Here is a 14,351-nt window from a genome sequence, read left to right as displayed (position 1 = left end):
ACTGCTCTATACATTTCCTCATTTAATTTGCTTTACTTTCATTTATATCATTATCAAAACACTTGGCGTGTCATCGTTATTATTTCGCATCTTTGACACGTTTATCATCATTAGGAATCGCGAATAAAATTGCGATAAATGCCATGATTCCCATTAATACGTTAACCCAAAGTGCAATCATCGCACCTGTATGAATGCTCGTTGCAGCAACTGCACCAACATATACAGCACCACTAATTGCGACACCGAATGCGCCACCAAGTGATGAAGCCATTTTATAAATACCTGAAGCAACGCCAACTTTATCTAACGGTGCATTCGAAATAGCTGTATCTGTAGAAGGTGTTGCATAAATACCTAAGCCTAGTCCGAAACATAAATATCCTACGACACAACTGATAACATAAAATATGCCTGGTAAGAATACTAATGAAATAAGTGCAATACCAATGACCACAATGAATGTACCTAATAACATTGGTCGCTTAGAACCCATTTTTTGTAATAATTTTTCACCAACTCGAATCATCAATAACACCATGATTAAATAAGTAATTGATAAGTATCCTGCCTGCAATGCTGTATAACCTAAACCTTGTTGCACGAATGTATTCGCTACAATTAATGTACCTGCAACACCGTTTAATAAGAAGTTCGAAATCGTTGCACCTGTATATGGTTTATTTTCAAATAATTTAAAATCAATAAGTGGATTATCTACTTTTTTCTCAACATTTAAGAAAATAAAGAATGCTACAATTACGATTGCAATCAAACCAAAGAACCATAATGATGTGTAACCAAGTGCTGCACCTTTAGTAATGACAACGTTTAAACTTAGCAACATAACTACTAGAACAATTAGCCCTGCAACGTCAAATTTATGTGTATTGGTAATTTCTGATTTCGTTTCAGGCGTCCCTTTGATGAGTAACATTGAAAGTACGGCAACGATAATTGAGAAGATGAAAATCCATCTCCAACCCATAGTTGTCGCAACTGCACCACCGAAGAGTGAACAGATACCACTGCCACCCCAAGAACCGATAGACCAATAACTTAAGGCACGCTGACGTTCAGCACCCTGATAATAAGTTTTCATAATGGCCAATGTGGAAGGCATAATACACGCTGCTGATACACCTTGTATAACACGACCTAAAATTAATAATGCCGGTAAATTCGTAATAATAATTAATGCTGAACCAATAATACTTAACAATAAACCGATATTCGTCATTTTCACGCGCCCAATTTTATCTGCTAGACCACCTGCTCCAACGACAAACATACCTGAAAATAGTGCAGTTAGACTGACCGCTATACTAATTGTCCCCATGTCTGCACCAAAACTTTGTTGTAAATTTGGTACAACATTTACAAGTGATTGTGCAAACAACCAAAATGTAATAACACCTAATACAATACCTAAGATTAACTTGTTGCCCCCGCGATACGTTTCATTCATGTTAGTTATCTCCTTTAAGGTAATCTAAAACAACTGTCCCTACAGCTTCTGCCGAAATAAGTAATGATTTTTCTGAAATGTTAAATTTAGGATGATGATGTGGGTAAATTTCACCATCTTCCACAGCTGCACCTGTATAAATAAAGGCACTTGGACGTTCTTTAGCATAATATGCAAAGTCTTCTGAAGGTGGTTGTGGTTCACACATTTCAACACCAAAATCAAGGTTTGCTTCTTTCAACGTCTTAGCCACGTACTCAGTAAACTCTGGATCATTATATAATGCTGGATAATCATCGTTATATTCTAAGGTGCAAGTTACACCATACATATCCTCTAATCCTTTTGATAAACGTTTAATTTCTTTTTCAATTGTTGCTTTTGTAGCATCTGTTAATCCACGTACATCACCTTCAATTTCAACAACATCTTTAATGACATTGAATTGACCTTTACCGTCAAATGAACCGATTGTGACAACACCGGTTTCAAATGGACTTAGTCGTCTAGATACAACTGTTTGTAACGCTGTGACGAAGTAGCTACCTGCAACAATGGCATCATTGGCCATATGTGGTGATGAACCATGACCACCTTTACCTTGAACTTTCAATTTGAAGAATGCGCGTCCTGTTTGAACATAACCAGGTCTGTAATACACATTACCTGTTTTCATTGTGCTCATGACGTGTACACCTAATACATGATCAACACCGTCTAATACACCATTTTCAATCATTGCTTTAGCACCACCTGGTGGTACTTCTTCAGCTGGTTGATGTATCACAACGACTTTTCCTGTAAAACTATCTTTCATTTCAGCAAGCGTCTCTGCTAATACAAGCATGTAAGCTGTATGTGCATCGTGACCACATGCGTGCATAACACCTTTATTTTGTGATGCAAAAGATAATCCTGTATCTTCAGTAATGGGTAATGCGTCAAAGTCTGCACGGATTGCTAATGTTTTACCAGGTTTCCCTGAATCAATCGTTACTTTAATTCCACGTGGTCCGACATTCGTTTCTACTTCCACATCTTTACCTTTGTAAAATTCAGCGATGTATTTCGCCGTTTCATCTTCATGAAAAGATAATTCTGGATGCTGATGTAAATAACGTCTGATCTCAATCATTTTGTCTTCTTTAGATTTTAAAGCTTCAATTAATTGTTGATTCATATCCTTCATCTCCTTAGTTACATCATAAATGATTAATCATTATTTATATTGCCAACAACAGAGATGTTAACCATTAATTTTTTGCAATTTTAGCTTTGAATATAAAAAATCACAAATTATGTATATCAAAATTTGTGATTTGTGATCATTTTATGAACTTGGGTAACGTTTTACTTCAATTAAGTGAATCCCATTCGTAATCATTTTAATGTTTAATGCCAGTGTGTCCGTGATATCTATATCATATACTTCTAATTTCGGAAAACTCATTCGATTAACGTAATCTATAGAGTCCTTGTCCATGCCATGTATCGTATGATGTTTGCGCCAAAGATTAAATAACGCACCATTTTCTTTATCTAAGGTAAAATGTTTAATCTTATACATACCGTCTTCTAGGGCATTAATGTTCAAATGGATCATTTCCGTTGCACGCATATTCATTTGATTGTCCAACGCTAAGTACGGATTAAAATGCTTTGCATCATATAACAATATTTGAAAATTTGAATCAGTTCCCGTGACAATACATGTATCATCAGAATACAAAATATTGCTTGTTAATTTATTAAATAGCAATGCCGTGAAATAGACCGGACGTTTTCCATTATATTGATGAAACAGTTCAATAGAATTCATATAATCCCGTTCATTTCTACAATGACTGACGTGCAAATCATAATTCAACCAATACCCGATACCCTCTACTTTAGTACTTAATTTTAATAATTGCTCAATGATGATACCACCTCTAAAATATTCGCCGTTTGTAATAAATGTATCACCCGTCAATGTATTCCAATTGAGTAAAATGAGTGGACGCTTTAGGTTATGGCGATGCATTAAGTCGATAAGGTAATTCGTTTTATTAATAATCATTTGACTCGCGGTTTTAAATTCATCATCATTCATTTTATTAAAATCAACAGCATCATTTGAATTGGCATCAAATACAAAATGGTTGATGTGTGGCTCAAGTCGTTTCAACAATGGTAGATGTCTTTCCGTAGCTTGATCTAAGTGAATGTACAAGCCACCATTAGGGAATAATGCTTTAAAATAATCAATCATTTCAATTAAAGACGTGTGCAATGTCGTCACATACAAGTTGAACTTCAAATCTTTTCTATGACTGACATGCAGGGCAACGTGATGGATAAATACTTTGAATGCATCGATATAATCTCGTGAGTCATACTGATTCAAATGCATGGTTAGACTAAAGTTATGATCTAATAAAAAGTCTAAACACAAATCGATATCATAAAATATATTCGAAATCTCTGCATCATACGTGAATGGCGCATTGAGCTTTTTCATAATATATGGCATCACATCATATGCTAATACTTCATTGACTTGAAAATCATGATGACATGTAAGCAACTGTGATTGATACTGTGTATTGAGCAAATTCCTCAAATAGCCCACTTGAATAATATGATTAAATTGATTTAGTTGTTGATTAGTTGGTTTAAAGGCAATCTCTTTATAGTTCATCTTTTCAATATCTTCAATGAAATGATTCATTTCTTCAATGTAGTCATTTAAAAGTAATATCAATTCACGGTCGTGATAATTATGTTGTGCCGATTGTTGATTTTCAGTGATTGCTGGACGATCACCTCGATATTGTTTAGGCGTTTGATGCGTAAAGTGTTTAAATGTTCTCGCAAAGCTCGCTGCACTTGAAAAGCCATTTTGCAATGCAATATCAGTAATCGTTTCATCTGTGTATGTTAAATCGAGTTTCGCATGCTCAATTCGCGTCGTATTTAAGAAATGTTGGAATCCTACACCTAGCGATTCTGTAAACTTTTTAGACAGATGGCTCTCTGACCACCCAACGTATTCGCTTAATTCTGAAAGGCTTAAATCTTCATGAAAATGTAACTCGATATAGTCGCATACTTGATTCACTTTATCATCATTTAAGATACTTTGGTTCGAATGATATGTACGCGGGACATAATGAATCATATGCATAAGCAACTGAATCACAAGTTGTTGCTCAGTCAATTTAGACAACTCATTATGTCGAATGTGTGTTGAAACCAGTCTTGCCATTATATTTCTCAGTTGATGTATATTCTTGGTTGTGGTCGCATCTGTTAAGTGAAAATATAGACAATGCGCATCATCAAACTTGTCTGCCAAATATTTCATTTGGAATTGGATATAACATATGATGCCATCTTGTTGAAGTTGAAATCGATACAAGTCACGGTGGTTAATGATGAAAATGTCGCCACTGTTGCATTGCGTCATGTTATTTTCATCATAAATATGTGCCTCACCTTTAATAACAAAACCAATCATTAAACCATTGAGCCTTTTGAAATCTGGCATGCTTTCAGTTTCTACTCGAATTAAATAATCACGTTGCATACTATCCCTCAATTCAGTAATATGAATACGTTTATTTTACATTATTTTACAGCAACATATTTGAAATTCGTGTTGAATCGTGTGGGAGGCAGGAGATTATTTATCCTCACTTGGTTCAAGATGTAGACTATCAGTAAAAAAAGTATTTTCACCTTTTTTCTCCACAAAAGTAAATTCAATGTCTTTATATCCAACTGATGAACCTTTTAAGTCTCCCGAACCTTTCAACAATAACTTTGGTGCTTTATTCGTTGGTATTTTATATCTTTTTCGTAATTGTTTTACATTATAGTCATCATTAGTTAATTGATATTTTGCTGAATAACTCGGTACCTCTGGATTATATGATATATCGCCGTCTTTGTACTTCGACAAATCTTTAAAGCTGCCATATTGCGCGAAGAACTTAAAATTCTCGATTTCTTTTTTTATATTTTCGTCTTTGATACCTTTAGTTGGAATGATTTTATTGTCTACCATTTTAACCGGATATTCTTTATCTTTACTCTTAGGTCTACCATCTTCATCATGAAGTGTTTCACTCACTATATACTTCCCGGTTGTAGTCTTAGTGTTTCTATTCATATATAGAACCATACCTTTTGATTTCATACGTTCCCCTTTAGGTTGAACAACCATTTCAGAATTAATAATCCATGTGCCTTTATCGTTTTTATCAAATTGATCATCACGATAGCCTTCTTTATCGTATAAATCCTCTAGATTTTTAATCGGATACATACTCAATGTTTTTTCAAAACTTTTCTTTATTTCCGCTTCTTTACCCATGCCACAACCAGCAGTGAAACTAATGACTAATATCAAAAAACTAATATACAATACCAATTTGTTTAATCGTTTCATAATTTCACAATCCTATTCTTATTATTATCTTTCCTGGATTGATTTCATATTTTAATCGAGTCATGATTATTTATCCTCACTTGGTTTAAAAATTAACCCATCACTAAAGTAAATGTTCTCTTCTTTTTTCTCTACAAACGTAAATTCAATGTCTTTATATCCAACTGATGAACCTTTTAAATTCCCTGTACCCTTCAACAACAACTTCGGTGCTTTATTTGTTGGTATGTCATATCTTTTACGTAATTGCTTTACATTGTAATCATCATTAGTTAATTGATATTTAGCTGAATAACTTGGCACCTCTGGATTATATGATATATCTCCATCTTTATAATTTTCCAAATCTTTAAAGTTTCCATATTGAACAAAAAACTTAAAGTTTTCGATTTCTATTTTTATGTTTTCATCTTTAATTTCTTTAGTAAGGATTATTTTATTGTCGACCATTTTAACAGGGTATCTTTTTTCATTGTCTTGATGTTTACCTTTATCCTCGCCCTTAATCACATTAACATAATAATAGCCATTTGTTGTTCTTGTATTTCTATTCATATACAGAACCATGCCTTTTGATTTCATAGGTTCTCCTTTATTTTGAATTGCCATTTGAGAATTTACAATCCATGTTCCCTTATCATTTTTATCAAATTGATCATCTCGATAGCCCTCTTTGTCATATAAATCCTCTAGGTTTTTAATCGGATACATACTCATTGTCTTTTCAAAACTTTTCTTTATTTCCGCTTCTTTACCCATGCCACAACCAGCAGTAATACTAATGACTAAAAATAAGAAACTAATACCTAACACTAATTTATTTAAACGTTTCATCACCTTACAACTCTCTTCTTTTTATTTTGTTTCCTTGAATCGATTTCATACTCTTTATTAGTCACGATTATTCATCATTACTCGGTTTAAAATGTAGGTTAGCTGTAAAGTAAGTGTTTTCTCCTTTTTTCTCTACGAAAGTAAATTCAATTTTTTTGTATCCAATTGATGAACCATCTAAATTTCCTGAACCTTTTAACAATAACTTTGGAGCTTTATTCGTCGGTATATCATATCTTTTACGTAATTGCTTTACATTATAATCATCATTGGTTAGTTGATATTTTGCTGAATAAATCGGGGCTTCTGGATTATATGAAATATCTCCACCTTTATACTTCGTCAAATCTTTAAAATTGCCATACTGCGCGAAAAACTTAAAGTTTTCGATTTCTTTTTTTATTTTTTCATCTTTGATATCTTTAGTTGGAATGATTTTATTGTCAATCATTTTAACGGGATATTCTATTTGCTTATCCTGAGGTCTGCCATTTTCATCCTTCTTTATCGCATTAACATAGTAAAATCCTTTTGCACTCCTTGTATTTCTATTTAACTTCAAAACCATACCTTTTATATTTAAGGCTTCTCCCTTTTTCTGAATTGCCATTTCAGAACTAATAGTCCACGTTCCTTTATCATTTTTATCAAATTCGTCATCACGATAGCCTTCTTTATCGTATAAATCCTCTAGATTTTTAATTGGATACATACTCAATGTTTTTTCAAAACTTTTCTTTATTTCCGCTTCTTTCCCTGTACCACAACCAGCAACGATACTGATGATTAATATCAAAAAACTGATGTACAATACCAATGTATTTAATCGTTTCATAATTTCACAATCCTATTTCTTTTTATTGTTTTTCCTGGATCGATTTCATAATTTGATCGAATCATGATTATTTATCCTCACTTGGATTAAAATGTAGCCCATCACTAAAGTATATATTTTCTCCCTTTTTCTCTACGAAAGTAAATTCAATTTTTTTGTAGCCAATTGATGAACCTTTTAAATTCCCTGTACCTTTCAACAATAGCTTTGGTGCTTTATTCGTTGGTATATTATATCTTTTTCGTAATTGTTTTACATTATAGTCATCATTAGTTAATTGATATTTTGCTGAATAACTCGGCACCTCTGGATTGTATGATATATCGCCGTCTTTGTACTTCGACAAATCTTTAAAGTCGCCATATTGAACAAAGAACTTAAAGTTTTCGATTTCTTTTTTTATTTTTTCATCTTTAATTTCTTTAGTTGGAATGATTTTATTATCGACCATTTTAACCGGATATCTTTTTTCGTTATCACGATGTATACCTTTATCTTCTCTTTCTATAACATCAACATAGTAATAGCCATTTGTTGTTCTTGTATTTCTATTCATATATAAAACCATGCCTTTTATATTCATATCTTTTCCATTAGATTGAATCGACATTGACGAACGAACAATCCATGTTCCCTTATCATTTTTATCAAATTGATCATCACGATATCCTTCTTTATCGTATAAATCCTCTAGATTTTTAATCGGATACATACTCAACGTTTTTTCAAAACTTTTCTTTATTTCCGCTTCTTTCCCTGTACCACAACCAGCAAAGATACTGATGATTAAAAACAGAAAACTAATACCTAGCACTAATTTATTTACACGTTTTATCATTTCATCACTCTCTTTTTCCGGGTTCGATTTCATACTCTTTATTGGTCACGTTTATTTATCCTCACTTGGTTCAAGATGTAGACTATCACTAAAGTATATATTTTCACCTTTTTTCTCCACGAAAGTAAATTCAATATCTTTATATCCAACTGATGAGCCTTTTAAATTACCTGTACCTTTCAACAATAACTTTGGTGCTTTATTCGTCGGTATATCATATCTTTTACGTAATTGTTTTACATTATAATCATCATTAGTTACTTGATATTTTGCTGAATAACTTGGCACCTCTGGATTGTATGAAATATCTCCATCTTTGTACTTCGACAAATCTTTAAAGTTTCCATATTGAACAAAGAACTTAAAGTTTTCGATTTCTTTTTTTATGTTTTTATCTTTAATTTCTTTTGTTGGAATGATTTTATTATCGACCATTTTAACCGGATATCTTTTTTCATTGTCGTGCGGTTTTCCTTCATCCTCGTCCTTAGTCACATCGACATAGTAGTAACCATTTGTTGTTTTGGTATTTCTATTCATATATAGAACCATGCCTTTAGCTACCATATCTTCATTATTAGGTTGAATAACCATTTCAGAATTTATAATCCATGTACCTTTATCATTTTTATCAAACTGATCATCACGATAGCCTTCCTTATCGTATAAATCCTCTAGATTTTTAATAGGGTACATACTCAATGTTTTTTCAAAGCTTTTCTTAACTTCCGCTTCTTTACCTATGCCACAACCAGCAGTGATACTAATGACTAAAAACAGAAAAATAATGCCTAACACTAATTTGTTTAATCGTTTCATCATCTTACAACTCTCTTCTTTTTAAAATGATTTGTTTTTGTTAATTACATATATTTATCAATTTATAACACTTTTTCACTTTAATATTATCAAAAATTTCACAAACAATCTGTTCAATTTATAATATTGTTGAATTATTACTTATTTTCAAAATAAAAACGAGTAGTGAAAATAATTAGAATCTAACTATTTTCATACTCGTCTTAATATCATTATTGAATCCTTATTTATTACTATCTATAATTTCACTTACGATATCATCATATCCAGGCCACGGATATCCTGCATAGTCAACAATCAGCCAACCAGTTCTAGCTTTCCCGTTTTCTTTAATCGTTTTTGCAATTTCAGGATTTATATGTGATGCATAGTTATAAGTACTATTAAATGCGCTACCTCCAGACGCTACACTCAAGAAATTCACATATACATTGTCTTTGTTACTATCCGTTTTAGCTTTAGCCAATAAATTTTTAACAGCTTCAACTTTTTTATCATAGTAATCTTTATACTCATCTTGTACTTTTAAATTTAAGCTACCATTATTAATTTTCGTTTCAAATGTCGCATTGTCTGCCCATTGAATACCTGACGTGTCAGCACCATAACCACTCTTTATGTATGTACCCCCCATTCTATTGAATAGGACAATTTTACCTTTCGTTTCTTTTAAAGTAGGATTCGCATTACTTCCTGTGTAAAAAAGATTCTGATATTGCGGGTTATTATAATAATATTCTCTAAAAATCTCTTCAAATGTCTTCGTAACTTTAGAATCGCTATCGTAGTCCTTTTTCATAGACATCACAATTGTTTCGTTTGGATAAGCACTCAAGTAATATTTAGCATCATCTAAAAATTTTCCTAGTTCATGATGCAAATAAACCATGCCGTGATGAACTGAAATCATATTATCAGCACTTGCTCTACCTCTAATATCAAAAAACCTGACTCCCGACTTCATTTGAGTAAGGTAATCTTTGCCTTGAGTCTTTGCCCAAACCGATTTTACCGGATCAGTTAAAGTGAATGAGCCACTATCATGTGAGCCTGGCATATTAATCTCAGTTAAATGTTTGCTTTCATCAAGTTTACTCATCCAATTTTCTGGACTTTTACTCAACGAATCTGACGCATGTGCTGAATGATACCAACCACCCATCACTACTAAAATGATACTTAAAAACAAAGTCTTAATACACTTTTTCATAATATCAACTTCTTTCTATATTTAATACATTAATTATACATCTTTTTTAAATAAAAATATGTGTAAAATTTTAAAACTTATTTAAACAATATTTAAGAGTATTAATTATAGGAATTATTGACATATGATTAAAGACCCTTAGGATAGTGCTTTACATATATAAGTTAAAAAAGGAGCTAGCTTTATAATCGCCAGCTCCTTATCGTTATTTTTTATCTTCCATTGTGTAACATACGAGGCCAAATATAATACCACCTATGCTCCAAACGATTAAATCACTTCTAGTATTTCCTAAGTCAGTGAAACCGTATATATCAGCTACAGTACCTGCTGTCAGCGCCAATGATGTAAATAAAATTGCTACTAAAATTGATTTTAGTTTAACGAAATCCTTACTATTTTTCTTATTTTCTTTATCTTTGCCACGCTTAACATCGTACGCTTTCAAGAAACGCAGTCCAATTAGTGCTTCAATTAAAATCAAAACGATGATGATTTGAGTGGTGATTGATAGTTTAGGCTCCAAAATGTGAATGAATATGTTAGAAATTACTAACGCAAGCAAAACGAGCATTGAATATGCATATAAAATGATAAATTTTGCCCCTTTTAATTCTTCAGTTGTTTCATTCTTGTCTGTTTGAGATCCACTTATTGCATTTAATATCCAGTTGTTAAATTTCTCCATTATTCAATTTTGCTCCTTTTAAAATGTATAACTTCCTCTATATACTTTTTTGTATGTTATTTTACATTTCTTTCTTTAAAAATCGTCTCATAAAATGGTTTCATCTGTATTCTTTGCATGTCGCCAATTACATAAAACTCTTTCTTAGCTCTTGTCACTGCAACGTTTAACAAGTTTGGTTTTTCGCATGACCAGTTCACAGCACCATCTTGGGTATTATCAGTACCTATTACAAAATACACCTTCTGAGCCTCTTTACCTTGAAAAGTATGAACAGTACCAATGGATTTATCGACCCATTGATTAATTTTTGTACGTTCAATATCAATTCTAGTCGGTAGTTGTTGCTTTAACATACGTTTAATCTGTTGCTGTACTGCTGAAAAAGGCGATATTACAAATGAGCTCGGTTCATTTTTACCTTCCTTAATTGCTTCAATCCAATCATCAGCTAATAATCCCACTACTTTTTCACCATGCTCTTTCACAAATTGTTTTTGAACTGCGTTTCCTTTAACGTCATACCAACCTGTTTTACCTACTTTTGTAATATTACTTGGCAACACCATTTTATTATTATAAGCGATTTGGTTAGCTATCGTGAACATAGGTTTTAAACATCGTCTGTGCACCCATAAAGGTATGCCTATCCAGGTTTTTTGATTACTATCAGTAGCATCAGATTTCCAAAAACCATATTGATTGGCGTTGTCTGCAACAGACTGCACAGAAGCTTCTTTAGAAACTAGATATTCCGGAACATGATAATTTTTACGAATGTTATCAATTAAATGACTTTCTAAAGTCACAACCGGTTCTATTTGAATCGGATCACCTACAGCTACAACTTTTTTTGAACGATATAATGCTCCCACAGCTGCTTGAGGTATTGCTTGTCCTGCTTCATCAATAAATAAGTAGTCTATGAAATCTTTTGGTATGCCCCCATACATAGATTTAAAGCTTGCAAACGTCGTACTAACTACTGGAAATATTAAATGCATCACATTCCATGCGTTGTGTACTTTATCTGGATTTGCATCAATTAATTTCCTTCTATCTTTAAAATCATTAATCGCATAATAAATAGTTGTATTATTAGCAATCAATAATAATTTATGCAATATCATTGCTCTTAAAAAGAGCATGGCACGTCTGTATTGAAGTTCGTCACTCGTCCACAGATTAGTAACTTGGCGCTCATCATAATTGTTGTCACTCCAAAAATCTTTTTCTGGAATTGTAATTTTTGACTCAATACGATATGCTTCTAACTCTTGTAACTGTGAATTTAACTCGTCTAATTGCAACTGTACTTTAGTTAATTGTTTAATTAATTTCTCTTTTTCTTTTAGTTTGCTAACAAGGTCTTCATGTTTGTTTTTTTTACATTTCTCTAACTCTAACTGTTGTGTTAATAATTGTTGCTTCTCTTTATTATGATCTTTATAGCTTTCATCTTCTTCTGAATTAAACATCGCTTTCAGTTTGTTAATAAAACCTTTGTTGCTTTCTTTGATGGATTTAATTAACTCATTTAAAGTTTCTATTTGCTTAACAATATAATTAATTCGATTATCCAAATCTTCTATTTCTTTATTGTCTCGTAACGTTTCATTATCTAAATGATATACCTGTTCTTCAATACTTGTTTTTTCACTATTAATAACCTGTTCAATCTTAGAGAAAGACTCACAATTTTTATAAACATCATATGCTCTAATAGATTCTTCTTTTAACATTTCAACATGCCTCAACTCTTCTAAAAATGCACGTTGATGTGATTGCCATTCACTCATTAACTCGTTATAACTCATACGATTATTCTCATTTTGTAGTAATTTAGCAAAGCCAATATCATTCGCATCTTGTTTTAACATATGACTCAATACTTGGTTAATATTAGTACTTTTACCAAAAACTCCAGAAAATAAGCCCCAGGCACTTTCACCAATCAAATCTTCAGCTATTTCAGCAAAATCTTTTAATTCATGTGCTAAATTTGCATAATTCTGTTCATATTTAGGGAATTTACATTTTTCGGGATTTCTTATAATTTCTTCAATTTTCGGTAAATCTTTAGATATATTTTCAACAGCTCCATTATTACTAGATGCGACTACCATCTTATATTTGGCAATAGATTCCTTTAGTAAGTATACGTATTTATCATCCGTTTCATGAATTTTTGTTTTGACAAATGCATCTTTAGGATTATTTAGTTTAGCTAACTCTTTACCTCTTTCAACTACTAGATGAGCAAATATATCTTTTAATAAAGTAGTCTTACCTGTCCCTGGTGGCCCATTAACTGAACTTATTCTTTCATTACCACTCGTAATTTGGTTTACAGCAAGTTGTTGCATTAAAGACAATCTAAACTCAGTCTGTGATGGCCATCGTCCATCAGGCAAACGTGAAGGATGTAAAAATTTGTCAAACATTTCTTTATTTTCATCTACTTCTATGCGCTGACTTTCTTCTACACCTTCAATGTAATCAATTAAAGTTTGGTTGGGAGATTTTCTTGCTTTCTCAATATCACTTATGAAGAAACTGTTAAATTCCGGCTGTGGTAAATCACTATCTTTCACATATTCTATTGCTACATAATGTCCAAATAATCCATCTTTCTTTGAATTTAATACAGAAAAGTACTCATCATAAGCTTTGTCCATCTTCTTCAATTTAAATTCATTAATTGGTTCATCTGCTAAAATTTCTTTTACTTTTTGAAAAAATTTTTCAACAGAATCATTAAATTTTTCTTCTATATTGGCATTTTTGTTCTTTTCAATTTCTTTTAATGCACTCATAATCATCGGAATATGTATAGAATCAACTATCACTTTGCCGTGTTTATCTGTGTTAAATGTGTAACCATAACAGTGTGTCCCATTTGGATTATGAATATCAGAATAATCATCAAAAATATCCTGAATTTTCAAATTAATTTCATTATAGCGGAAGCAATGTCTATAAAATTTAAATATAAGTTCCCCAGTCTCTGATTTTTCTTCTGATATAATAAAGCGTTCAGAATTCCATATTTCAAAATATTCATCAAAACTTTGAAGTTGTGCTTGCTTTGCACCATTTTTAAAATGTTCAGCTGAGAGTATATCTTCCGCTGTAAAATTTACTTCTCCTGGACTTAAAGATTCAATTAACAACCAAGCCGATAACGTATCATTTAGCAATTGACTCATGAAATCCCACCTTGTTCC

Annotated in this window: 11 protein-coding genes; all 11 read right to left on the bottom strand. The window is 32.1% G+C overall.

The window, feature by feature from the left end; genetic code table 11:
* Positions 1–79: 79 nt before the first annotated feature.
* Positions 80–1,468 (bottom strand): multidrug efflux MFS transporter NorC, encoded by a 1,389-nt coding sequence (norC, locus tag NSS86_RS12840; protein ID WP_001006441.1) that lies wholly within the window; start codon positions 1,466–1,468, stop codon positions 80–82.
* A gap of 1 nt (position 1,469) precedes the next feature.
* Complete coding sequence (locus NSS86_RS12835) at positions 1,470–2,648, bottom strand: M20 family metallopeptidase (RefSeq protein WP_001075809.1); 1,179 nt, start codon at positions 2,646–2,648, stop codon at positions 1,470–1,472.
* A gap of 150 nt (positions 2,649–2,798) precedes the next feature.
* Entirely contained in the window at positions 2,799–5,036 is a 2,238-nt protein-coding gene (locus tag NSS86_RS12830; RefSeq protein WP_001188472.1) for a helix-turn-helix domain-containing protein, read from the bottom strand.
* A gap of 96 nt (positions 5,037–5,132) precedes the next feature.
* Positions 5,133–5,903: a tandem-type lipoprotein gene (locus tag NSS86_RS12825; RefSeq protein WP_075339405.1), complete on the bottom strand. Its 771-nt coding sequence runs from the start codon at positions 5,901–5,903 to the stop codon at positions 5,133–5,135.
* A gap of 63 nt (positions 5,904–5,966) precedes the next feature.
* Entirely contained in the window at positions 5,967–6,737 is a 771-nt protein-coding gene (locus NSS86_RS12820) for a tandem-type lipoprotein (RefSeq protein ID WP_000977803.1), read from the bottom strand.
* Between the two features lie 64 nt (positions 6,738–6,801).
* Positions 6,802–7,572, bottom strand: a complete 771-nt coding sequence (locus NSS86_RS12815; protein WP_031790901.1) for a tandem-type lipoprotein — start codon at positions 7,570–7,572, stop codon at positions 6,802–6,804.
* A gap of 64 nt (positions 7,573–7,636) precedes the next feature.
* Positions 7,637–8,407, bottom strand: coding sequence for a tandem-type lipoprotein (locus NSS86_RS12810; RefSeq protein ID WP_000597207.1), 771 nt, complete (start codon positions 8,405–8,407; stop codon positions 7,637–7,639).
* A gap of 51 nt (positions 8,408–8,458) precedes the next feature.
* On the bottom strand, positions 8,459–9,229 hold the full coding sequence (locus tag NSS86_RS12805; RefSeq protein ID WP_000977777.1) for a tandem-type lipoprotein: 771 nt from the start codon (positions 9,227–9,229) through the stop codon (positions 8,459–8,461).
* Positions 9,230–9,449: 220 nt separating this feature from the next.
* Entirely contained in the window at positions 9,450–10,436 is a 987-nt protein-coding gene (locus tag NSS86_RS12800; protein ID WP_000710555.1) for a phosphatidylinositol-specific phospholipase C, read from the bottom strand.
* A gap of 205 nt (positions 10,437–10,641) precedes the next feature.
* Positions 10,642–11,124: a hypothetical protein gene (locus NSS86_RS12795; RefSeq protein WP_000410567.1), complete on the bottom strand. Its 483-nt coding sequence runs from the start codon at positions 11,122–11,124 to the stop codon at positions 10,642–10,644.
* A 56-nt stretch (positions 11,125–11,180) separates the two neighbouring features.
* Positions 11,181–14,333, bottom strand: a complete 3,153-nt coding sequence (locus NSS86_RS12790; RefSeq protein WP_000080564.1) for a DEAD/DEAH box helicase — start codon at positions 14,331–14,333, stop codon at positions 11,181–11,183.
* Positions 14,334–14,351: the final 18 nt, after the last annotated feature.

It is taken from the genome of Staphylococcus sp. FSL W8-0056 (genome assembly GCF_037963075.1).
GTDB classification, from domain to species: domain Bacteria; phylum Bacillota; class Bacilli; order Staphylococcales; family Staphylococcaceae; genus Staphylococcus; species Staphylococcus aureus.
The sequence above is the reverse complement of the archived record's forward strand: the minus strand, read 5'-3'. Positions and strand labels throughout refer to the sequence as shown.